We start from the raw sequence: 23,647 nt of genomic DNA on the forward strand, positions 1-23,647 counted from the left end.
CACGCACACACCATCACCACCCACCAACATGGATGACTCCGGGGCAACCGTTCCAGACTAACCACTACTTCGCACCACAGTCAAGCTGCGATTTGCTGGAGTGATCTAGCCATTGTGTCGAGCAGTGACGTTCAACCTCGTGTCCCTGACCTTGCAGTCCGGGTCGGTGTCCGTGTCGCTCTGACTTGAAGAAAGTTACGCGACGGATAACACCGCGTCAAATCCGCAGGTCGCTACGAACTCGGCGCTCCGAAACCCCAGGTCAGAGGGTCGTCGGATTCCAGCCACAGAACCGCGAAGATGAACTACACGAATGTGACGCCGACCACGTACGACTCGAGACCGCGGTGGAGGGTCAACCGACCACCTGAATACCGGCAAAGTTGCGCTTTCCACGGCGCACGACCAACCACGAACCATGGAGCAACGTCGAGCCGTCGAATGTCCAGGTCTCGTCGGTGATCTTCACGTTGTTGACGGACGCGCCGCCTTCCTTCACTGCCCGACGAGCCGCACCCTTGCTTTCCGACAGGCCGGTCGCGACCAGAAGATCGACGATCGTCGCCCCCTCGCCGGCGGGCAGCTCGGCCACCGACGCCTCACGCAAAGCAGCCTCGAGAGTCTTCTCATCGAGATCTCGGAGCTCACCTCGACCGAAGAGTGCCGAACTGGCGAGTTCGACGGCGCGAGTGTTGTCCGCACCGTGCACCAACGTGGTCATTTCCGCTGCCAATCTCTTCTGAGCTTCACGCGCATGCGGGCGTTCGTTGGTTGCATTCTCCAGCTCCGCCAACTCGTCCTCCGACAGGAAAGTGAACCACCGCAGGTATTTGACGACGTCGGCGTCGGCGGTGTTCACGAAGTACTGGAACCAGGCGTACGGCGATGTCATGTCGGGGTCCAGCCAGAGGCTGCCTCCCCCGGTCGACTTACCGAATTTGGTGCCGTCTGCTGCCGTGACCAGCGGAACGGTCATCGCGTGGACCGATTCTCCGTCCACGCGGCGATTGAGCTCGACCCCCGACACGATGTTTCCCCACTGATCGGAACCACCGACCTGCAGCGTGCACCCGTACTCGCGGCGCAGATGCAGGTAGTCGTTGGCCTGCAGAAGCATGTAGCTGAACTCGGTGTAGGACATCCCGTCCGAATCGAGCCGTCGCTTCACCGTCTCGCGAGCAAGCATGACGTTGATCGAGAAGTGTTTTCCCAGGTCACGCAGGAAGTCCACAGCGGACAACTCGCCGGTCCAGTTCAGATTGTTCTCGATCACGGCACCCGAGCCGTCTGCGGAATCGAAGTCGACGAACCGCTCGAGCTGCCCGCGAATCCGGTCGGCCCAGGTCGCGACGGTGTCGGCGGAGTTCATCGTCCGCTCACCCACGTCGCGCGGATCACCGATCAATCCTGTTGCCCCACCGGCGAGCACGATCGGTCGGTGCCCCGCGCGCTGGAACCGCCTCAGAACCAACAGCGGAACGAGATGACCGGCATGCAAACTGGGTCCGGTCGGGTCGAACCCGGCATACAGAGTGATCGGTCCCGCTTCGGTTGCCGCGCGCAGCGCGTCCAGATCGGTCGATTGGGCGATCAGCCCGCGCCAGGAAAGTTCGTCGATGATGCTCACCGGACGATCTTCCCGCATCACCAACCGACTCCGGACAGTGGCGCCCGAGGGCTTCGCCGGTACGTCGAGACCGCGGCCGACCCGGGAAGCCAGAATCGCCACGGTCGCTCCGAGGCGACGCTGACACCGGTTCTCGGACCACTCGCGACGACAGTCTCGTCTCCCAACGACAAGGTGACGGGAGATTGTTGGGAGAATACGTCGGAACCGTTGTGCGACAATGACATTGCGAGCGCACTCCCGACGTTCCCCGGGCCGCGCGCGAGGCCCGCATCGTTTCGAGATGCCGGCCTGCGTTCACGGGCGACGGGCAGTCCGCGAACCACCTCACCGGCTCTGATCAACACGGCCGCCCCGGTTCCGTCCGGACCGCAGACCACGTTCGCGCAGAAGTGAATGCCGTAGCTGAGATACACGTACAGAAACCCTGCGGGTCCGAACATGATGGCGTTGCGTGCAGTTCGGCCGCGGAATGAATGCGCCGCAGGGTCCGGCCACGGGCCGTCCACACCTCCGCCGTACGCCTCGACCTCGACGATCCTGATCGTCACGGCACCGACGGAAAGCATCCCACCGAGAATGCGTGTCGCCGCCTCGACAGGGGTCGCCGCCGCCAACTCGTCTCGGTCTGCCGAACGCCGCGTCAACCGCTACTCGGCGGCGACTGCGCGTGCGACGATCTCGTCGTGCTCGGCCTCGCCCACATCACGCGCGTCGTCGATCAACAGCACCGGGATGCCGGCTTCGATCGGGTAGGCGCGACGCAGCCGCGGGTTGTAGAGCAACTCGTCCTGAATCAGCAGCAGGGGCCCTTTGTCCTGCGGGCAGGCCAGGATCCGGTGCAATTCGGCGTCGATGATCACAGGCCGACCCTACCGGCCCCCGCGATCAGCCTGCGAACCGTTCGGCGGCCACGGCCTTCGTGAAACGTCGGTAGGCACCGGACGCGGGATCCAGGTACCACGTCTTTGCCCCCGGCTTGGGCAGACCAGACTCACGCAGAGCTGAGTCGCTGGGTCGGAACGACCGACCGATCGGGATTCTCGAGACCACGTGCACCAGGTCGGGGCGGTCGTGTGGCAGCAATGCACCCAACGCGTCCGATACGGTTCGGGCGCTCAGGCTCGCGCCCGATCGGAGTTCGACAGCACACACTGCAACCTGCTCCCCCGGTTCGCCCACGCCGTAGGCCACGGCTACATCGACGGCGGCCGTGTCCCCGATCGCGTCGATGATCGGTTGAGCATGCACCGGTCCACGCGGCGTGGACATCACCGAGTTCTTCTGCCCCAGAAACCAGAAGTCGCCGCCCTCGTCCCGCTTGAACATGGCCTCCGTCGGGACCCACACGTCTCCCGACGCGAACACGCCGCGCATGATCGCGTTGTTCGCATCGACCTCGGGTCCGGGGCGCCCGAGCAGGAGACCCGGTTCGTCCACCTCGCACCGGCGAACGAACCCACGTTCGTCCTCGATGAACTTGTCGGCCACCGGGTCGTACGCAGCGAGCTCGACTCGCGCGCTGCCGGGGAGCGGGCGACCCTTGGAGCCCACCTTGGTGCCGGCCACGTTGGCCAGGACGATGTCACCCTCGGTGGACGCGTAGAACTCGAGAACCCGCGCTGGTGCGAGCGTGTCCATCGTGCGTCGCCACAGTCCCGTCGGCATTCCCGAGCCGATGAACAGCCGAATGGCGTGCGAGCCAGGCGCCGGCAGTGCCGACGACTCCAGAATTCCGCGCATCATCGTCCAGGTGTAGGACACCACGGTGACCCCGTAACGGAGGATCTCGCTGGAGAACCGATCGGGGTCGAGGCCTCGCGAGAGTGCGATCCGTGAACCACCGGCCAGGGCACCACCGACCGCGACCAGCAAACCGGCCGAATGGTGCAGTGGCGCAAGGCAGTAGACGGTGTCGCGGTCGTCGAGGCCGGCAGAGCTGGCCGTTCCGAAGGCCGACAGAGCCCAGCGGTAGTTCGTGATGAACTTTGCTTCCACGCCGCGGTCGGTACCCACGAAGAGAACGAACGCGAGCTCGCGCGAGCGTCCCGGGTTGGGCTCGTACCACCCGGGAAGCGTGACCGTCGACGGGTCCACGGCCTCGAGGTCGACCACGTTCTCGGCGTCGACCTCGGCCAGTTCCCTCGAGTCCCCGCCGCCCAACACCAGCAGCCGCACGCCGAGATCCGCCGCGTTCGCGAGGTTGTCCGGATCCACCACGACGACGGAAACTCGGCCGAGCCGTAGTGCCGTCGCCGTGTCCCCGCCGGGCTGCAACATCACCGCCACTGCGCCGATGCGCGAGAGCGCAGCCACCGCCGCGAGCGCACTCGGTCGCGTTTCCATCAGCACACCGACATGTGCGGCCGGCCTGACGCCCTGTGCTATCAGGCCCCTGACGACGTTGTCGATCCGTTCGTCGACCGCAGCATAGGAATACACGCGGTCGTCGAACACGAAGAATTCACCGGCCGGCGCCTTGCGCGCCTGCTCCGCAAGCAGGCGGCCCATGGAGATCTGTGAATGCGGCTGCAACTGGCCCAGCCGTGCCAGACGCGGAAGAGTTCGGACTGCTTCCGACGAGATCTCTCGCGTGCCCCGCACCGCACCTGCCGCCGCAGCTGCGATGCCCTTGCCGACCCCTACTCCGACCTCGGCGATGGACGCGGCGGTATGTACGAGGCGGTTGCCCACGGACACACCGGAATCGGACACCGTGTGTTCGTCGTAGGTCATGGTGGCCATCTCGTGCGGACGTGGCCCGAGCCCCTCGCGCCACCGGATCCATTCCGCGGTCACGGGCCAGGTGTGCGTCGCGGCCGTGCTGCCCACGACGAGCCCGAAATGGCCTGCACGAAGGGATGTCTCGTAGATCTCGGAACGCGGCGATGCGCGTCTGATGCCGCGGACCGCCAGCGGTTGGCCGATGTCGTCGACCTCGCCGAGGAACGCGAGAATGGGCACCTTCAGCTCCGCGAGCGTCACGATGTGTCCGCCGATCGCGAACCCGCCGGTCATCATACGGTTGTGAACCACGAACTGCCGCAACAACTCTGCGACGGCGGGGCCGGACCACGCGACCCAGCCGTCCATCGCCAGGAACCGCCGCTGTTGTTCTCGGGGAAGCAGCGCGTCGCGGTCGTGCAACTGCCGAAGAAACTCGATACGGGACTTGATCGTCTTCGCGGGATCGAGGAGCTGAAAGCCCGTTCGTGCCATCCATCCGGTCACTGCCAACCGGTTGAACACGTGGTCGGCAAGGAACTCCGCACCTCGCGTGGCGACGTTGGCCGGGATCCCCAAGGGCAGCGCAGCAAGCGTGTCGACGGGGGCGCCGAACGTGACGATGCTGGCGATGTCTCGGCCCGACCGGTACGCCGCAGCCTGGTAGCAGAACATTCCACCTTGGGAATAGCCGCCCAGGTGTACATCGCGGCCGGTGTGTTCACGCACCGTGTCGACCGCCTCGCTGATCGCCACGACGTGGTCGGCCAGAGTGCGGTCCCAGCCGCCCTCCTCGGTGGCGGGTGAGCCGAAATCGACGACCCAGGGGTCGATGCCCTCGGCATGCAGAATTCCGGCGGCGCCGTTCTCGCGCGTGACGTCGTACACGTCCGCCGACACCATCATCGGTGGCACGAGAACGACTGGCGGACCCGACGGTTCGCTCTCGGGAAAGTACCGACGAAGCCGGTACATGGGTTTGCGGTCGACCACCTGGAACGACGACGGTGTCACGTCGGTTTCGAGCCCACCGAGACGAATGACCTCGAGACCGTTCTGCGCTGTCGCTACCGCCCGCCGGAGTTGATTTCCGACGGCCCCGGTGTTCAGTCCCAACGCCACTGAAGATGCCTTTCGAGCTGTGCCAACGCGTCTCCCGCGAGTATCTGCTCGCGGGCTTTCCCGACGCCGTGAAGCTTCTCACACCGACTGTCACGGTCGAACGCGTTCCCGCGATGACCGTGAACGTCACAAGCGCGTCCTATCGGGCGAGCCATCCCCGAAGGTTCTCCGCAGTGGCCCGCACTCCGCCCAGTTGCGCGGCGACCTGCATGGGCGCCGTGCCGCCGCGACTGTCGCGGGAGGAGATGGATCCGTCGACGGTCAACACCTTTCGCACCTCGGGGGTGAGCGCGGTGTCGATCGCGGCGAACTCGGCGTCGGTCAACTCGTCGAGACCGACACCGCGCCGCTCGGCGACCCGCACGCATTCGCCGGCCGCTTCGTGCGCGACACGGAACGGAACACCCTGTCGCACAAGCCACTCTGCGATGTCGGTGGCCAAGGTGAATCCTGCCGGCGCCAACGAACGCAGGCGGTCGATGTCGAAGGTGAGCGTCTCGACCAGACCCGCCAGCGCCGGCAACAGCAGTTCGAGTTGCGCCACGGAATCGAAGACCGGTTCCTTGTCCTCCTGCAGGTCCCGGTTGTAGGCCAGCGGTTGTGCCTTGAGGGTGGCGAGCAGTCCGGTCAGGTTTCCGATCAACCGGCCCGTCTTGCCTCGCGTCAGTTCGGCCACGTCCGGGTTCTTCTTCTGCGGCATGATCGAGCTGCCCGTCGACCATGCGTCCGCGAGCGTCACGTACCCGTACTCGGGTGTACTCCACGAGACGATCTCCTCGGCGAGACGCGACAGATCCACCGCCGTCATGGCCAGTACGAACGCTGCTTCCGCCGCGAAGTCCCTCGACGACGTCGCGTCGATCGAATTCTCGGCCGACGAATCGAATCCGAGCTCGGCGGCGATCTTCTCGGGTGAGAGGCCCAACGACGAACCCGCCAGCGCACCGGACCCGTAAGGAGACACAGCGGCGCGCTTGTCGAAGTCCTGAAACCTCTGCACGTCGCGCAGCAACGGGTGAGTGTGTGCGAGCAGGTGGTGGGCGAGCAGGACCGGCTGCGCTGCCTGTGAATGCGTCTTGCCCGGCATCACGGAATCCGGGTGCGCGGCGGCTTGGGTAGCCAATGCGTCGACGACGCCGAGCACCCCTGTCGACACCCGTCGGACGGCATCGCGCAACCACATTCGGAAGAGCGTCGCCACCTGGTCGTTTCGGCTCCGGCCGGCCCGGAGCCGCCCGCCGACGTCGGGGCCGACCCGGTCGATCAACCCACGTTCGAGTGCTCCGTGCACGTCCTCGTCGGATTCGGCGGGCGCGAATGCACCGGAATCGACATCTGCGGCGAGACCGTCGAGACCGGTCAGCATGGTCTCCAGGTCACCCGCGGTCAGCAAGCCTGCCGAGTTCAGCACGCGTGCATGCGCTTTGGACGCTCGAATGTCGTAAGGCGCGAGCACCCAGTCGAAATGGGTCGACTTGCTCAGCGCCGCCATGGCGGCTGCGGGTCCGGAGGCGAACCGGCCTCCCCACAGCGACCCCTCGTTCGTTCCGTGGGACGAACTCACAAGCCCTGGTCCCGTTTGAACGCAATCTTCGACGACAAGCCGTGCAACTGAACGAAGCCCTTGGCCGAGGACTGATCGAAGGTGTCGCCCTCGTCGTACGTCGCCAGGTTGAAGTCGTAGAGCGACTCGCCGCTGCGGCGACCGTTGACCTGAATGCCTCCGCCGTGCAGGACGAGCCGGATGTCACCGGACACGTGCTCCTGGGTGTGCTCGACGAAGGTGTCGAGCGCGTTCTTCAACGGGGAGTACCAGAGACCGTCGTAGACCAGCTCGGCCCACTTCTGGTCGGTGCGCCGCTTGTAGCGACCCAGTTCGCGTTCGAGAGTGACGTGCTCGAGCTCTTCGTGCGCACGAATGAGGACCATGGCACCGGGTGCCTCGTAGATCTCGCGGCTCTTGATGCCCACCAGGCGGTCTTCGACGACGTCGAGTCGACCCACGCCCTGCGCGCCCGCGCGGGTGTTCAGTTCCTGAATCGCTTCCAGGACCGACACGGGCCTGCCGTCGATGGCGATCGGACGACCCTTGTCGAACGTGATGACCAGTTCGTCGGGCGCCTGGAAGTTGACCGTCGGGTCCTGGGTGTAGTCGTAGACGTCCTTGGTGGGTGCGTTCCACAGGTCCTCGAGGAACCCGGTTTCGACGGCTCGGCCCCACACGTTCTGATCGATCGAGAACGGGGACTTCTTGGTGACGTTGATCGGTATCGCGTTCTCTTCCGCGAACCTGATGGCCTTCTCGCGAGTCCATGCGTAATCGCGAACCGGAGCCAGAACTTCCAGTTCCGGTGCGAGCGTGTTGAATCCGACCTCGAAGCGAACCTGGTCGTTACCCTTCCCGGTGCATCCGTGTGCGACGACGGTGCCGCCGTGCGAACGAGCGTTCTCGACGAGGTGCTTGACGATGAGCGGGCGTGAGATGGCCGAGACCAACGGGTACCGGTCCATGTAGAGCGCGTTCGACTGCACCGTCGGCAGGCAGTACTCGTCGGCGAACTCGTTGCGCGCGTCGACGACGACCGCTTCCACCGCGCCGCAGTCGAGGGCTCGCTGACGGATGACCTCCATGTCCTCGCCGCCCTGACCGAGGTCGATGGCGACAGCGACGACCTCCTTGCCGGTTTCACGGCCGATCCAGCTGATGGCGACGGAAGTGTCGAGTCCGCCGGAGTAGGCGAGGATGACGCGCTCGGCCATGGGGTGTGTGCTCCTTCGTGTTCGTTCGGTACGAGATGAAAAAGTGGGTCAAGCGAGACGTTCGATGTGCGCGGCCACTTCGCGGCCGGTCATGGGTTCGCGGGCGATCACGACGATGGTGTCATCCCCGGCGACCGTTCCGACAATCTCGGGTATCGCGGCACGGTCGAGTGCACTGGCCAGGTAGTGCGCCGCCCCCGGTGGGGTACGCAGGACCGCGAGATTGCCGCTCGCGTCGGTGGACACGAGGAGCTCCCCGAGCAGCCGGGACAGCCGAGCCGTGCCGCCGGACACCCCGCGGACGGGACTGCCGTCCTCGGGCACCACGTAGATCCCGGCCCCGCCGTCCGGGGCGCGCAACTTCACGGCCCCCAGTTCGTCCAGATCACGCGAGAGTGTCGCCTGTGTGATCTCGATACCTTCGGCCGCCAGCAGCGTTGCGAGTTCGGGCTGACTGCGCACGTGGTTGGTGGCGAGGAGGGCGACGATTCGGGCCTGCCGACCTGCCCGTGTGGGTGCGACCACGGGACCGGAGTGTTCCCGTATCTCACTCACGATGCGCCCGCTCGAGCAGCCACACGAGGATGGCCTTCTGCGCATGGAGTCGATTCTCGGCCTCGTCGAACACCACGCTGCGAGGGCCGTCGATGACGTCGTCCGTGATCTCCTCACCGCGGTGAGCCGGAAGGCAGTGCAGCACCACTGCATCCGACGCGGCCCGGCCCAGCAGTGTGCCGTCGATCCGGAACGGCCGGAACGGTCCGACTCGATCGAGACCGTCGTTCTCCTGGCCCATGGACGTCCAGGAATCGGTGACGAGTGCGTCGGCGCCGTCCGCACCGGCGTCGGCGTCGTTCGTGACCGTGACCGAACCGCCGGTCTCGTCGGCTCGCCGTCGAGCATCGGCAACGAAGCGAGGATCCGGTTCGAATCCCGCCGGCGCCGCGATGGTCACGTGCAGGCCCGCCGTCACGCCGCCCAGCATGAGCGAGTGGGCCATGTTGTTCGCGCCGTCACCGAAATAGGTCATCCTCAACCCGGCGAGAGAACCCTTGTGCTCGGTGAGGGTCTGCAGATCGGCGAGGACCTGACAGGGGTGGAACTCGTCGGAGAGCGCGTTGACGATGGGAATCGTTGCGCCGGTGGCCATCTGCTCGAGACGCTCCTGCCCGAACGTGCGCCACACGACCGCGTCCACATAACGCGAGAGCACACGACCGGTGTCCTGCAGCGTCTCCTCGCGCCCGAGCTGTGTACTGCGTCCGTCGACCACGACGGCGTGACCACCGAGCTGGGCGATGCCCATTTCGAAGGAGAACCGGGTCCGAGTCGAATTCTTCTCGAAAATGACACCCACCCCGCGCGGACCCTCGAGAGGTCGGGCGGAGAAGGGAGCCTTCTTCAGTTCCGCGGCGAGAGCGAGTACTTCGGCTTGCTCGGTGGGCGTCAGGTCGTCGTCGCGCAGGAAGTTTCGCACGGTCATGGCAGTGCCTCCGACGGAACCGAATCGAGGATGGACGGTAGTGCGGCAACGAAACTCGCAGCTTGTTCCTCGGTGAGCACGAGCGGCGGTGCGAGCCGAATTGCGTCGGGTTGCGCTGCATTGATCAGAAACCCTGCGTGTCGGGCGGCGTCCTCGACGTCGGGGGCGACCTTGCGGGTCAGTGCAATACCGATGAGAAGACCGGCTCCGCGGACGTGGTCGATCAGCGGGTGGTCGAGTCCTTCGATGTCGCTGCGAAGCGACTTTCCGAGGCGGTCGGCGTGCGAGACGAGGTCGTCGTCGACCAAGGTCCGCAGGACGGCCAGCGCGGCCGCCGCGCACACCGGGTTGCCGCCGAACGTCGTGCCGTGCTTTCCGGGGTGCAGAAGCGCTGCGGCAGGGCCGATTCCGATACACGCGCCGATGGGAAGCCCGCCGCCCAGCCCTTTGGCAAGGGTGATGACATCGGGCACGATTCCGACCGCCTGGTGGGCGTAGAACCATCCGGTCCGGCCGATGCCGGTCTGGACCTCGTCGAGCACCAACAGTGCACCGTGGCGCTGCGTGATGTCGCGAGCCGCCGACAGATATCCCTCGGGCGGGACCACCACTCCGCCCTCCCCCATGATCGGTTCGAGAAACACTGCTGCCGTGTGCTCGTCGACGGCGGCCTCCAGCGCAGCGATGTCGCCGTAGGGCACGTGGTGCACTCCGGCCGGCATCGGTTCGAAGGGTGCGCGCTTGTCCGGTTGCCCGGTAAGCGCCAGGGCGCCCATCGTCCGTCCGTGGAACGAGTTCTCGGCTGCGACGATGTTCGGTCGACCGGTCAACCGTGCGATCTTGAAGGCCGCTTCGTTGGCTTCCGTTCCCGAGTTGCACAGGAACACCCGGCCGTCGACCCCCGAGGCTCCGACACCCAGATGATGCAGAAGCTGTTCCGCCAGTTCGATTCCCGGCTCGGTGGCGTACAGGTTGGACGTATGGCCGAGCGTGGTGAGCTGCGTCGTCACCGCGTCGACGATCGCGGGATGAGCATGTCCGAGGATGTTGACGGCGATACCGGCCAGCAGGTCCAGATACTCCTTGCCGTCGACGTCGGTGACCACGGCACCGGCCCCGTGGCTCAGCGCGACGCGCGGGACGCCGTAGTTGTTCATCAGTGCGCCCGACCAGCGTTGCTGAACGGATTCCGTGGTGGTCTTCACATCGTCACCTTTTCCTGTACGGCCGGCTCGACCATCGTGCCGATGCCCTCACCGGTGAAGAGTTCGAGGAGAACCGAGTGCTCGACTCGGCCGTCGATCACGTGCGCGCTGGGAACACCGCCGAGCACCGCACGCAGACACGCCTCCATCTTGGGCACCATCCCCGCGTCGAGGGACGGCAACAACGTCTCGAGCGACACGGTGTCGATCACGGACGTCAACGAGGAGCGATCCGGCCAATTCGTGTACAGCCCTTCGACATCGGTCAGCACCACCAGTTTCTGCGCGCCGATCGCCTCGGCCAGCGCCGCGGCTGCGGTGTCGGCGTTGATGTTGTGGACCACACCGTCCGCGTCCGGGGCGATGGTCGACACGACCGGGATGCGCCCGGCGGCGATCAGGTCGTGGATGGCTCCGGGGTTGACCGAGGTGACGTCGCCCACCAGGCCGATGTCGGTGGCCACTCCGTCGACCATGACCGACCGGCGAGTTGCGGTGAACAGGTGCGCGTCCTCCCCCGAAATTCCGACGGCGTACGGACCGTGCGCGTTGATCAGGCCGACCAATTCCCGCCCCACCTGACCGAACAGGACCATCCGCACCACGTCCATGACTTCCGGAGTGGTGACCCGGAACCCACCACGAAACTCGCCCTGTAGACCGAGCCGAGTGAGCATCGCGGTGATCTGCGGACCGCCGCCGTGCACGACCACCGGATAAATACCCACCGTGCGCAGAAACGCCATGTCCGCAGCGAAGGCGCGCTTGAGAGTGTCGTCGACCATCGCGTTCCCGCCGTACTTGACCACGACGATCTTTCCCGTCCACTGCTGGAGCCACGGGAGGGCGCCCGCGAGGATGCCGGCCTTCTCCACTGCTGTTGCCGTCACGACGAATACGCCGAGTTCTCTTCGACGTAGGCATGCGAGAGGTCGGTGGTGCGAATCGACGCGGTGGCGCCGCCGACCCCGAGATCGACGTCGACCGTGATGTCGATCCCCGACAGATCGACCTCGCGCGCACCCGGTGCGCCCACGCCGTCGACGCACACCGCCTGGCCGTCGAACAGGACCGAAATTCTATCGGGATCGAGTGCGACCGGGGCGATTCCGACGGCGGCCAGGACGCGGCCCCAGTTCGGGTCCGACCCGAACAGGGCGGTCTTGACCAGGCTGTCGCGCGCGATGGTGCGTGCGGCGGTCAGCGCGTCGCCTTCGTTCGCGGCTCCCGTCACGGTGATCCGAATCCGTTTGGTGACGCCCTCGGCGTCGGCCATCAATTGATCGGCCAGGTCGTCGCACACTGCGAGCACGGCCCCGTCGAGTTCTTTCTGCGTTGCCGTCACACCGCTTGCGCCCGACGCGAGCAGCAGAACGGTGTCGTTGGTGGACGTGGCACCGTCGACGTCGAGGCGGTCGAACGACAGTGAGGTGGCCGCTCGCAGAGCCGCGTCGAGTTGCTCTGCGGTGGCGACGACGTCGGTCGTGATGACGCACAGCATGGTTGCGAGAGCCGGCGCGAGCATTCCCGCCCCCTTCGCCATTCCCCCGACGTTCCATCCGCGCGAGTGGTGTATGGCCGCCTGCTTCGGCACGGTGTCCGTGGTCATGATGGCGTGCGCCGCGTCCGTGCCGCCCGAGATGCCACCCGCGAGTTCGTGCACCACCTCGGCAACTCCGGCACTGATCTTGTCCATGGGCAAACGGTCGCCGATCAGACCCGTCGAACACACCGCGACCTCGATCGCACCGGTATTCGTGCCCCAATTGCTCAGTGCCGCAGCGAGTTCTTCCGCCGTCCGATGCGTGTCCTGGAACCCGGGCGCACCCGTACAGGCATTGGCACCACCGGAGTTGAGAACGACAGCACGAAGCTTGCCTGTGGTCAGCACCTGCTGAGACCAGAGCACGGGAGCAGCCTTGATCTTGTTCGTGGTGAACACACCTGCTGCCGAGAGGTCGGGACCCTCGTTCACCACCAAGGCCAGATCGGGGCCGCCGCGCGCCTTGATACCCGCTGCGATGCCGGCTGCGCGGAAGCCGGCGGCTGCGGTGACACCCTGGGTCCGAAGCAGAACTCCCGGCATTACCTCGGCGATGTCGTCGGCAAGATCTTCGGTCACGGCGCAACTCCCACGGTGCTGAGGCCGTCGGTCTCGGTGAAACCGACGGCGAGGTTCATGGATTGGACTGCCGCACCGGCAGTTCCCTTGGTCAGGTTGTCGATGGCTGCGACGACCACCAGCAACCCGGCGTCCGTGTCGACGTCGACCTGAAGCGTGACCGCGTTCGATCCGATGACCGAACCGGTTTGCGGCAGTTGCCCTTCGGGCAGCAGGTGGACGAAAGGTTCGGCGTCGTATGCCTTCCGGTAGACCTCACGAGCCTCCGCCGCGGTCACCGAGGTCGGCGCCGAGCAGGTCGTGAGAATCCCGCGCGGCATCGGCGCGAGCACCGGTGTGAACGACACGACGACGTCCGTTCCGGCTGCTGCCGACAGGTTCTGCCTGATCTCGGGGGTGTGACGATGAGCGCCCGCGATGCCGTAGGCGCGAACGGACCCCATCACCTCGGACCCGAGCAGATTCGCCTTCGGGGCACGCCCTGCGCCGGAGGTACCACTGATGGACACGACGGTGACCCGTGGTTCGACGATGCCTGCGGCAACGGCCGGCGCCATGGCGATGGACGCGCCGGTCGGATAGCACCCGGGCACGGCGATGCGCGTCGCACCGATCAATCGTTCACGGCCGCCGGGCAATTCCGGCAGGCCGTACGGCCAGTGTCCTGCGTATTCGCCGCCGTAATAGCGGTCCCACGCTGCGCTGTCGGTGAGGCGGAAGTCAGCGCCACAGTCGATGACCACGGTCTCCTCGCTCAGCTGCTCGGCGATTGCCGCCGAATTACCGTGCGGCAGGCCGAGAAAGACGATGTCGTGACCGGCGAGCTCACGGGCCGTGGTGGCGCTCAGCACGCGGTCGGCCAGCGGCAGCAGATGCGGATGATGCTCCCCCAGCGTCGATCCCGCGTTACCGCCGGCCGTCAGGGAGCCGAGCCGCAGATCACCCGTGACGTACGCAGGATGGGTGAGCAGCAGGCGCAGAATCTCGCCGCCTGCATACCCACTCGCACCGGCAACCGCCACCGTCCTTGGCTTCATGCGATTGATTATGCATCATCGTGCAAGCTCATTCACACACGGGTCTGCGCTCAGGAGCGAATGACCGCCCCGACCGCCTGCGCGGCCGCCGCCAGGGCGGCGTCTCGTCCCGCACTGGCTTCGTCTTCGGTCAAAGTACGGTCGCCGGCCCGAAAGCGCAGCGCGAACGCCAGCGACTTCTTGGACTCACCGATCTGCTCGCTGCGGTACACGTCGAAAAGGCGTACCTCTTCGAGGAGTTCGCCACCGCCCGACCGAAGTGCGTCGGCGACGACGGCCGACGGGACCTGTGCGTCGACCACGACCGCCAAGTCCTGCAGTACCGCCGGATACGGCGAAATACGAGGAGCCGGAAGCTTTTCGACGACCGGGACGGCGTCCAGGTTCAGCTCCACCGCGCACGTCCGAGGGGGCAGGCCGGCTCGTTCCAGAACTGCCGGGTGCAATTCTCCGGCCCAACCGACGACGTTGCCGTCGACCACGATCTCCGCGCACCGACCCGGATGCCACGGTGCGTGCTGGGCGGACCTCAACTCTGCCGTGACACCCGATGCGCCCGCGACAGCAGCGACGGCCGCGAACGCATCGCTCGCGTCGGCCGGCCTGGCCGGTCCCCACGGACCTGCGGGCTCGCGCATGCCCGTCAGCACGACGCACACGTGGACGGGCTGAACCGGCAAGGACTGCTTCAGTGCATCGATCTCCTCGTCGGTCGGACGATGATCGACGGCGAGCGCGTCGATGGGGCGCGTGCCCTCGCCCGGCTGCACGACCTGTGCGATCGAGTACAGCGCAAGGTCTCGCTGCCCACGAGAGATGTTGCGGGAGGCGATCTCCAGGAGCGCGGGAAGAAGCGTCGTCGCCAGCTCGGGCCGGTCGGCCTCGAGGGGGTTCAGCACCGTGGTGGTGACGCGGCGGGGGTCGTCGGCGTCCAGACCCCAGACGTCGAAGACGCCCGTCGGCAGAAAGACCGACGGCAGAACCTCGACGTGGCCGGTGTACGCGAGCGCCTTGCCCACCCCGCGACGACGTCGCTGAGCCGGCGTCAGACCGCGCCCCGCAGGCGCCGCCGGCAGGACCGACGGAATGGCTTCGAGACCTTCGAGGCGCAGAACTTCCTCGACCAGATCGGCGGGCTGACGCAGGTCGGGTCGCCAGGTGGGTGGCGTCACCACGAGCCGGCCGTGGCCGGCATCGCTGACCGTGACGCCCACGGTGCATCCGACCTGGGTGAGGCGGCGGGCCGCAGTTCCGTTCGAGTACTCGACGCCGGCGACACGGTCGGGAAGGTCGATATCGATGGTCACCGGGGACATCACCTGGACGCCACCGAGATCGGTCAGGGTCGGCTCGACGCGGCCGCCCGCGATGGACACCAGCAACGCTGCAGCCCGATCGAGAGCGTGCACCGGGAGGGACGCATCCACGATGCGTTCGTAGCGACGGCTCGCCTCACTGGGCAGCTTGTGTCGCCGCGCAGTACGGAACACCGCCAACGGATTCCACACCGCCGCTTCGAGCAGTACGTCGACGGTGTCCGCGGTCACCTCGGTGCTCGCGCCGCCCATCACACCGGCCAGGGACACGGGACCGGAATCGTCGACGATCACGACGTCCTCCTCGTGCAGCACACGGGTGACGTCGTCGAGAGTCACCAGTTGCTCACCCGACCTCGCGCGGCGCACGGTGAGTGCACCGTCGACGCGGGCAGCGTCGAACGCGTGCAGAGGCTGGCCCAGTTCGAGCATGACGTAGTTGGTGACGTCCACCGACGGTGAGATGGGGCGCACTCCACACAGCAGCAGACGCCGCTGAATCCACCACGGGGTGATTGCGGCGGCATCGATTCCCACGACCTTGCGCATGGCGAAGCGCGTCGCGCCCGAGGCGTCGTCGAGCGTCACCGGCCAGGCCTCACCCTCCGCAGGTATCGACGCGACCAGGGCCGGATCGACGTAGTCGAGGTCGAATCCACAGGCGACCTCGCGACCGAGCCCGCGCACGCTCAGCGCATACCCGCGGTCGGGCGTCACGTTCACGTCGAAGACGGTGTCGTCGAGACCCAGAACAGCCCGCGCGTCGTCGCCCGCTTCCGCAGTTCCGTTCGGCAGCACCAGGATTCCGGAGTGATCCGATCCGATCCCCAGTTCGGACACCGAGCAGATCATTCCGTCGGACGTCCGGCCGTACGTCGTGCGAGCGGCGATCGCGAACCCACCGGGAAGTACGGATCCGGGCAACGCGGCCACGATCAGGTCGCCCTGCGCAAAGTTTCGAGCACCGCAGACGATGCCACGAGGCTCGGACTCCCCGACCTCGACAAGGCAGAAGCGGATGGGCTTCTTGAATTCGGTGAGCTCCTCGATCTCGGCAACGCGACCGACCACGAGGGGGCCCGTCACGTTGTCGAGTGGGAACACGTCTTCGATCTCGAACCCGACGCCGACGATCCCGGCATCGAGCTCGGCAGGGTCGACACTCCATCCGGGGGTCGCCTTCGACGCGACCTCGGTCAGCCAGGACTGTGGCACTCGCACGGGAAACTCAGTTCTCTCGGTTCGTCAAGATGGGCAGGAGGACAAGCGTCAATCCTGAACTCCGAAGGGCAGACTGAAGCGGATGTCACCCTCCACGATGTCGCGCATGTCAGGAATGTCGTTGCGGAACTGCAGGGTTCGTTCCAGACCCATTCCGAACGCGAACCCGCTGTACTCCTCCGGGTCGACACCACTGGCCCGCAGAACGCTCGGATTGACCATCCCGCAGCCACCCCATTCGACCCAACCCGGACCACCCTTCTTCTTGGGAAACCAGACGTCGACTTCAGCGGACGGTTCGGTGAAGGGAAAGTAGTTGGGACGCATACGCGTTCGGGTGTCGGGTCCGAACAGGGCACGAGCGAACGCATCGAGGGTGCCACGCAGATTCGCCATGGTCAGACCCCTGTCCACGGCGAGACCCTCGACCTGGCTGAACACCGGAGTGTGGGTGGTGTCCAGCTCGTCCGTCCGGAACGTACGTCCCGGGCACACCACGTAGATAGGCAATTCGCGGTCGAGCAGCGACCGCACCTGCACCGGCGACGTGTGCGTGCGCAGCACCTGACGCGAACCTTCGGGAGCGATGTGGAACGTGTCCTGCATCGTTCGCGCCGGATGGTCGGGGAGAAAGTTCAAGGCGTCGAAGTTGAAATGCTCCGTCTCCACCTCCGGCCCTTCCGCGACCTCCCAGCCCATGGCGACGAACACGTCCGCTACCTGCTCGGCAATCACGGTGACCGGGTGTCGTGCGCCGACGGGACGCCGCTGCGACGGCAGTGTCACGTCGATGGCTTCCGCCACGAGTACCGCTGCATCTCGCTCGGCCAGCAGGACATCGCGTCTCGCGTCGAACGCGGACTGGATGCGTTCGCGCGCCACCTTGACGCGTTTCCCGGCGTCGGCACGCTGATCACCGGGAAGAGTTCCCAGTGCTCGCTGCGCGAGCGCGACCGGAGCCTTGTTGCCGATGTGCGCAGACTTGGCGGCAGCGAGTGTGTCGAGGTCGTCAGCGCTGCCGAACGCCTGCTCGGCATTCTGGGCAGCAGTGTCGAGCGATGCCTCGCTCAGGTCGATCTCGTTGTCGGCCACGACGGACACAACTCCTCTTCGTCACTGTTCTCGGCCCGCAGAGGGCTCGGGGTTCAGGCTATCGACCGGTGTGGCCACTTCGGAAATCAATTCACCTGCGGCGTTGCGCCCGCGCGCTCGCGTACAGGCACAACGCTGCCGCCGTAGCCAGATTCAGGCTCTCCGCGCGACCATGGATGGGAATTCGGACACGGACGTCGGCAGCGGCAAGCACCTCCGCCGGCAGCCCATGCGCCTCGTTCCCGAACAGCCATGCCGTGGGCCCGGCGAGCAACTCGTCGGCGTAATCCAGGTCGACCTCGCCGTCCGCAGCGGTGGCGACGATCCGCAGTCCCGCCGACGACAGCGCGCTCGTGGTCGCATCGACCGACCTCTCCCGCACGATCGGCAGATGGAACAGGCTGCCGGCGGACGATCGCACGCACTTGCCGTTGTGCGGATCGACTCCGTCGCCGGCGAACACCACGGCATCGGCTCCCGCGGCATCGGCCACCCTCGTGATGGTGCCGGCGTTACCCGGTTCCGAGACCGCGACCGGCACTGCCACGAGCGTCGGCTCGCCGGCGAGCGCCTGCCCCATCGGAACGTCGACGAGAGAACACACGGCGACGAGACCGGGAGGGGTGACAGTGTCCGACAACGCTTTCGCCGCGCGTTCGGTGATGACCTGTACGACGACACCCGCGGACGCAGCGCTATCGACGATCCGGGAGGACGAGCCGAACCATGCGTCGGTCGCGTAGAGCTCCTTCACGACGCCCGCATCGATCGCTTCCGCCACGGCGTTCTCGCCCTCGGCGAGAAAGCGACCGACCCGTCGACGCTCCGCACTGCGCTGGAGCTTGACAGCAGAAACGACCCGCGGTGTCCGCTCGGTGAGCGGTTCCGCGGGTCGTCCCGGTCTGTCGAATGCCTGAATCAGGCTGCTTCTCCGGCGGGAGCATTCACGTCGGCAGGCAGTGCTGCCTTCGCGATGGCGACCAAGCTCGTGAACGCCTCGGCGTCCGAGACGGCCAGTTCGGCGAGGATCTTGCGATCGACCTCGACGCCGGCGATCTTCAGACCCTGCACGAAGCGGTTGTACGTGATGTCGTTGGCGCGAGCTGCTGCGTTGATACGCGTGATCCACAGCTTTCGGAAGTCGCCCTTACGCGCGCGACGGTCACGGTAGGCGTAGGTCAGCGAGTGGAGCTGCTGTTCCTTGGCCTTGGTGTACAGACGCGAGCGCTGTCCGCGGTATCCGCTGGACGCCTCGAGAATCGAACGGCGCTTCTTCTGGGCGTTGACCGCCCTTTTTACGCGTGCCACTGGTAAATCCTGTCGATCTGGGGGCTACTGGCCCCGGGTGGGAAGAGGGTCAGATGCCGAGCAGACGCTTGATGCGCGGGGCATCGTTCGGGCTCACGACGGCGACGCCGTCGAGACGACGCGTCACACGCGAGGACTTGTGCTCGAGCAGGTGGCGACGACCGGCCTTCTGGCGCAGGATCTTTCCGCTACCGGACACCTTGAATCGCTTCTTGGTGCCGCTGTGTGCCTTCATCTTGGGCATTGAATCCTCGGTTCTGTGTTCGATCTTGCGATCGGTCGGTGACGCTTACGCGCCTGGTGCTGCCTGGGGTGCTGCTGTCGGAGCGGCTGCCGCGGTCGGGGCGGGTGCGCTGACAGGTGCGGGCGCCGGTGTCGGTGCCTCGTTGTCCTGGTGCGCCTTCGCCCTGGTCTTGGCGCCCTTGTGCGGGGCCAGAACCATGGTCATGTTGCGACCGTCCTGCTTCGCCGAAGTCTCGACGAAGCCGAAGTCGGCCACGTCGCCTCCGAGACGCTGCAAGAGCCGGTATCCCAGTTCGGGGCGCGACTGCTCGCGTCCTCGGAACATGATCGTGACCTTGACCTTGGATCCCGCTTCCAGGAACCGGATGACGTGACCCTTCTTGGTCTCGTAGTCGTGGTCGTCGATCTTGGGACGAAGCTTCTGCTCCTTGATGACGGTCAGTTGCTGGTTCTTGCGCGATTCACGCGCCTTCTGTGCAGCCTCGTACTTGAACTTCCCGTAGTCCATGATCTTGCAGACCGGCGGACGGGCGTCGGGTGCAACTTCGACAAGATCGAGATCGGCTTCGAGAGCCAAGCGGAGCGCATCTTCAACACGCACGATCCCAACCTGTTCGCCCCCCGGTCCGACGAGTCGGACTTCGGGAACTCGGATGCGATCGTTGATGCGGGTCTCAGTGCTGATGTGGCCTCCTAGGTAGTGCGGTGACGGTAGAAGTGCTCATGGTCCGTCTTCCCGACACTCCAGGCCTCGCGGACGAACCGCGGAGAAAGGATCAGGCCCCGTGCGGCGACGAATCACTGCGCAGGGCCCTGTGTCGACCGGTCGAGTTCGCGAGATGCGAACACGATCTCTTTCGAGATCACCACCCGATCCATGGGATCGAGCGAGACCGGACCACCGAACGGCGAACCGTGTCGATGGTGGGAGTCGGGCTCCACTTGCTGCCGATGGACGCGCGTCGAGGCAGGCAACAACCCACAGCGAGCGCGCCCGAAGGCGGTCGTAGTCTCACTTTAGCATCGGCGCAGCGTGAGAGCGAAATTCGCCGCACGCCTGCCGCCGTGCCATTCTCATGACCATGACCGAGAACAGCGACCCCTCCGTTCGAGAACTCGCGGACGTCCCGGCCGTCGAGGTGATCAGCCGAGCCGCCGTCATGCTCATGAGTTCCGCGGCCGAAAAGCTCGGTCTGTCCGAGTCCGACCCCAGCGAAAGCCCCTATCTCGACCTGGACGAGGCGCGCCGGGTGATCACCGCCCTCGCCGGCTTGGTCACGGCGTCGGTCGAGTACCTCGGTCCGCACGCCGGACCGATTCGAGACGGGCTGCAGGCGTTGCAGCGCGCGTTCCGTGAAGCGTCGGCTCACCCCGACGCCCCCGGCGCCGGACCCGGCGAGAAGTACACCGGGCCCGTGCACTGACCGCTGGGGCTCAGCCCACTGCCGCGGGAGTCTTGCGAGTGCGCCGCTTCTTGACCGGCGGTACGACAGCGCCCGAAGCTCCCAGCGCTTCTTGCAGGAATTTGCCCGTGTAGCTCTCCGGCACCGCCGCGACTGCTTCGGGCGTGCCCTCGGCCACGAGCTGTCCGCCGCCCGAACCGCCCTCGGGTCCCATGTCGACCACCCAATCGGACGTCTTGATCACGTCCAGGTTGTGCTCGATCACGATGACCGTGTTGCCCTTCTCGACCAGACCGTTGATCACGATGAGCAGCTTGCGGATGTCCTCGAAATGCAGGCCGGTCGTGGGTTCGTCGAGGATGTACACCGTTCGCCCGGTCGACCGCTTTTGCAACTCCGCCGCCAGCTTGACCCGCTGCGCCTCGCCGCCGGACAGAGTGGTCGCGGGCTGACCCAACCGGACGTACCCGAGACCGACTTCGTTGAGCGTCTTGAGGTATCGATGGATCGACGTGATGGCCTCGAAGAAGTCGGCGGCCTCCTCGATGGGCATGTCCAGCACCTCGGCGATGGTCTTGCCCTTGTAGTGCACCTCGAGCGTCTCGCGGTTGTAGCGCGCACCATGGCAGACCTCGCACGGCACGTAGACGTCCGGGAGGAAGTTCATCTCGATCTTCAGGGTGCCGTCGCCCGAGCAGGCTTCGCACCGGCCACCCTTGACGTTGAACGAGAACCGACCGGGCTGATATCCACGCACCTTGGCCTCGGTGGTGGCGGCGAACAATGTCCTGATCTTGTCGAACACCCCGGTGTAGGTGGCCGCGTTCGATCGCGGTGTGCGGCCGATCGGCGACTGGTCGACCTGCACGAGCTTGTCGAGTTGGTCCAGTCCGTTGATCCGGGTGTGCCGGCCCGGAACCTGGCGAGCACCGTTCAGCTTGTTGGCCATGACGGTGGCGAGAATGTCGTTGACCAGTGTCGACTTGCCCGAACCGGACACTCCCGTCACCGAGGTCAGAACCCCCAGAGGGAAGCTGACGTCGATGTCGCGGAGATTGTGCTCGCGCGCCCCGACGACCGTGACCTGCCGCTTCGGATCGACCGCACGGCGCTTCTCGGGAATCTCGATGCGCATGCGACCGGACAAGTAGGCGCCGGTCAACGACTCGGGCGCTTCGAGCAAACCCTTGTAATCACCGCTGTGCACGACGCGGCCGCCGTGTTCACCGGCGAGGGGACCGATGTCGACGATCCAGTCGGCCATTCGAATGGTGTCCTCGTCGTGCTCGACGACGATCAGAGTGTTTCCCAGGTTACGTAGGCGGGTGAGCGTCTCGATGAGGCGACGGTTGTCACGCTGATGCAGCCCGATGGACGGCTCGTCGAGAACGTAGAGAACGCCCACCAGTCCGCTGCCGATCTGGGTGGCGAGACGAATACGCTGTGCTTCGCCACCGGACAACGAACCAGCGGCACGAGAGAGAGTCAGATATTCGAGGCCCACGTCGAGCAGGAAGCCCAACCGTGCCTGAATTTCCTTGAGCACCTGACCGGCGATCGCTTCCTCGCGCACGCCGAGCGTGAGGCTGCCCAGGAAGTCCGAGCACTCCGAGATCGACAGACTGCAGACCTCGGCGATGGACTTGTGACCGAAATCGCCGGCCGAGATGGTGACGGACAAGATCTCCGGACGCAGTCGCGCACCGCGGCAGACCGGACACGGGACGTCGCGCATGTACCCGTCGTAGCGTTCCTTCATCTGATCCGACTCGGTCTGCTCGAGCCGGCGGTGCAGAAACGGCATCACACCCTCGAACTCGGCGTAGTACGAACGGGTGCGGCCGTACCTGTTCTTGTACCGAACGTGTACCTGATGTTCGCTGCCTTCGAGCACGGCTCGCTTCACCTTCGCGGGAAGCTTGCGCCACGGAAGGTCGATGTCGAAGCCCATGGCGTCGGACAGACCCGACAGCAACCGGCCGAAGTACTCGGACGTCTGTCCCATCGACCACGGGGCGATCGCGCCGTCGGCGAGACTCAGATCGGGGTCCGGCACGACCAGATCCGGGTCGACCTCCTTGCGTATGCCGAGGCCGACGCACTCCGGGCAGGCTCCGTACGGGGAGTTGAACGAGAATGCGCGCGGCTCGAGATCGTCGATGGACAACGGGTGCCCGTTGGGGCACGCGAGCTTCTCCGAGAATCGTCGCTCCCGATCGGGGGCGTTGTCTTCGCGATCGACGAAATCGAGAACGACAATTCCGTCCGCGAGACGGAGTGCAGTTTCGATGGAATCCGTCAGACGTTGCTTGGACGACGGCTTGACCGCGAGACGGTCGACGACAACCTCGATATCGTGCTTGTCCTGCTTCTTGAGCTTGGGCGGATCGGTGAGCGAGTGGACGGTGCCGTCTATCCGCACTCGCGAGTATCCCTGAGTGTTGAGCTGCTCGAAGAGGTCCACGAACTCGCCCTTGCGGGTGCGAACGACCGGCGCGAGTACCTGGAAGCGGACGCCCTCCTCGAGGGCCAGGATCTGGTCGACGATCTGTTGCGGCGTCTGACGGGCCACCGGCTCGCCGCAGACGGGGCAATGCGCACTGCCGGCGCGCGCGTAGAGCAAACGGAGGTAGTCGTAGACCTCGGTGATGGTGCCGACGGTGGACCGCGGGTTGCGGTTGGTCGACTTCTGGTCGATTGAGACGGCCGGTGACAGCCCCTCGATGAAATCGACGTCGGGCTTGTCCATTTGGCCGAGGAACTGGCGCGCATAGGCGGACAGCGACTCGACGTACCGGCGCTGGCCCTCCGCGAAGATGGTGTCGAACGCCAGGCTCGACTTGCCGGATCCGGACAGACCGGTGAACACGACGAGGCTGTCCCGCGGGAGTTCGATGTCGACTCCCTTGAGGTTGTGCTCGCGTGCGCCTTGCACGATCAGGCGGTCCGCCACAATCGTCCTCTCGTCGTTCTTCGTCGTCTGT

Annotated in this window: 20 protein-coding genes; 1 reads left to right on the forward strand and 19 read right to left on the reverse strand. The window is 65.9% G+C overall.

All coding sequences use genetic code 11. The annotated features are described in order from the left end of the window. Positions 1 to 355 precede the first annotated feature (355 nt). The 18 genes from tyrS to infC form a co-directional block, all read right to left on the reverse strand. Entirely contained in the window at positions 356 to 1,627 is a 1,272-nt protein-coding gene (gene tyrS / locus IEW02_RS13310; protein ID WP_308933181.1) for a tyrosine--tRNA ligase, read from the reverse strand. Between the two features lie 17 nt (positions 1,628 to 1,644). Next, positions 1,645 to 2,196 carry a DNA-3-methyladenine glycosylase gene (locus IEW02_RS13315; RefSeq protein WP_229746024.1) on the reverse strand — a complete coding sequence of 184 codons (552 nt, stop codon included), beginning with the start codon at positions 2,194 to 2,196 and terminating at the stop codon, positions 1,645 to 1,647. A gap of 81 nt (positions 2,197 to 2,277) precedes the next feature. Then, positions 2,278 to 2,490 carry a Trm112 family protein gene (locus IEW02_RS13320; protein WP_188545363.1) on the reverse strand — a complete coding sequence of 71 codons (213 nt, stop codon included), beginning with the start codon at positions 2,488 to 2,490 and terminating at the stop codon, positions 2,278 to 2,280. Positions 2,491 to 2,515: 25 nt separating this feature from the next. Then, a complete protein-coding gene (locus tag IEW02_RS13325; protein WP_188545364.1) occupies positions 2,516 to 5,473 on the reverse strand; it encodes an AMP-binding protein in 2,958 nt (985 codons plus the stop codon). Positions 5,474 to 5,612: 139 nt separating this feature from the next. Continuing rightward, positions 5,613 to 7,037: an argininosuccinate lyase gene (argH, locus tag IEW02_RS13330; protein WP_188545365.1), complete on the reverse strand. Its 1,425-nt coding sequence runs from the start codon at positions 7,035 to 7,037 to the stop codon at positions 5,613 to 5,615. Then, positions 7,034 to 8,233, reverse strand: coding sequence for an argininosuccinate synthase (locus IEW02_RS13335; protein ID WP_188545366.1), 1,200 nt, complete (start codon positions 8,231 to 8,233; stop codon positions 7,034 to 7,036). Before IEW02_RS13335 ends, argH begins: the two co-directional genes overlap by 4 nt. A gap of 48 nt (positions 8,234 to 8,281) precedes the next feature. Further along, positions 8,282 to 8,758: an arginine repressor gene (locus IEW02_RS13340; RefSeq protein ID WP_229746025.1), complete on the reverse strand. Its 477-nt coding sequence runs from the start codon at positions 8,756 to 8,758 to the stop codon at positions 8,282 to 8,284. Positions 8,759 to 8,780: 22 nt separating this feature from the next. Next, positions 8,781 to 9,716 (reverse strand): ornithine carbamoyltransferase, encoded by a 936-nt coding sequence (gene argF / locus IEW02_RS13345; protein WP_188545368.1) that lies wholly within the window; start codon positions 9,714 to 9,716, stop codon positions 8,781 to 8,783. After that, complete coding sequence (locus IEW02_RS13350) at positions 9,713 to 10,921, reverse strand: acetylornithine transaminase (RefSeq protein WP_268236729.1); 1,209 nt, start codon at positions 10,919 to 10,921, stop codon at positions 9,713 to 9,715. The genes argF and IEW02_RS13350 overlap by 4 nt, the downstream gene beginning before the upstream one ends. Further along, positions 10,918 to 11,811 carry an acetylglutamate kinase gene (gene argB / locus IEW02_RS13355; protein ID WP_188545369.1) on the reverse strand — a complete coding sequence of 298 codons (894 nt, stop codon included), beginning with the start codon at positions 11,809 to 11,811 and terminating at the stop codon, positions 10,918 to 10,920. Before argB ends, IEW02_RS13350 begins: the two co-directional genes overlap by 4 nt. Next, positions 11,808 to 13,007, reverse strand: a complete 1,200-nt coding sequence (gene argJ / locus IEW02_RS13360) for a bifunctional glutamate N-acetyltransferase/amino-acid acetyltransferase ArgJ (protein WP_188546096.1) — start codon at positions 13,005 to 13,007, stop codon at positions 11,808 to 11,810. Before argJ ends, argB begins: the two co-directional genes overlap by 4 nt. A gap of 32 nt (positions 13,008 to 13,039) precedes the next feature. Then, a complete protein-coding gene (argC, locus tag IEW02_RS13365) occupies positions 13,040 to 14,080 on the reverse strand; it encodes an N-acetyl-gamma-glutamyl-phosphate reductase (RefSeq protein ID WP_188545370.1) in 1,041 nt (346 codons plus the stop codon). 50 nt (positions 14,081 to 14,130) lie between these two features. Further along, positions 14,131 to 16,617 (reverse strand): phenylalanine--tRNA ligase subunit beta, encoded by a 2,487-nt coding sequence (pheT, locus tag IEW02_RS13370; RefSeq protein WP_188545371.1) that lies wholly within the window; start codon positions 16,615 to 16,617, stop codon positions 14,131 to 14,133. A gap of 48 nt (positions 16,618 to 16,665) precedes the next feature. Beyond that, positions 16,666 to 17,709, reverse strand: a complete 1,044-nt coding sequence (pheS, locus tag IEW02_RS13375) for a phenylalanine--tRNA ligase subunit alpha (RefSeq protein ID WP_229746026.1) — start codon at positions 17,707 to 17,709, stop codon at positions 16,666 to 16,668. A gap of 91 nt (positions 17,710 to 17,800) precedes the next feature. Next, complete coding sequence (locus IEW02_RS13380; protein WP_188546098.1) at positions 17,801 to 18,628, reverse strand: TrmH family RNA methyltransferase; 828 nt, start codon at positions 18,626 to 18,628, stop codon at positions 17,801 to 17,803. Then, positions 18,628 to 19,017, reverse strand: a complete 390-nt coding sequence (gene rplT / locus IEW02_RS13385; RefSeq protein ID WP_188545372.1) for a 50S ribosomal protein L20 — start codon at positions 19,015 to 19,017, stop codon at positions 18,628 to 18,630. The genes IEW02_RS13380 and rplT overlap by 1 nt, the downstream gene beginning before the upstream one ends. A gap of 49 nt (positions 19,018 to 19,066) precedes the next feature. Further along, complete coding sequence (gene rpmI, locus IEW02_RS13390; RefSeq protein ID WP_188545373.1) at positions 19,067 to 19,261, reverse strand: 50S ribosomal protein L35; 195 nt, start codon at positions 19,259 to 19,261, stop codon at positions 19,067 to 19,069. Between the two features lie 45 nt (positions 19,262 to 19,306). Continuing rightward, complete coding sequence (gene infC, locus IEW02_RS13395; protein WP_188546099.1) at positions 19,307 to 19,945, reverse strand: translation initiation factor IF-3; 639 nt, start codon at positions 19,943 to 19,945, stop codon at positions 19,307 to 19,309. Between the two features lie 397 nt (positions 19,946 to 20,342). On the opposite strand from infC, the gene IEW02_RS13400 reads away from it, so the two are divergent. Next, on the forward strand, positions 20,343 to 20,684 hold the full coding sequence (locus IEW02_RS13400; RefSeq protein ID WP_188545374.1) for a DUF1844 domain-containing protein: 342 nt from the start codon (positions 20,343 to 20,345) through the stop codon (positions 20,682 to 20,684). A 10-nt stretch (positions 20,685 to 20,694) separates the two neighbouring features. Here IEW02_RS13400 and uvrA read toward each other — a convergent pair whose 3' ends face one another. After that, positions 20,695 to 23,616, reverse strand: a complete 2,922-nt coding sequence (gene uvrA / locus IEW02_RS13405) for an excinuclease ABC subunit UvrA (RefSeq protein ID WP_188545375.1) — start codon at positions 23,614 to 23,616, stop codon at positions 20,695 to 20,697. Positions 23,617 to 23,647 lie beyond the last annotated feature (31 nt).

The organism is Rhodococcoides trifolii (assembly GCF_014635345.1).
Taxonomy (GTDB): Bacteria; Actinomycetota; Actinomycetes; order Mycobacteriales; family Mycobacteriaceae; genus Rhodococcoides; species Rhodococcoides trifolii.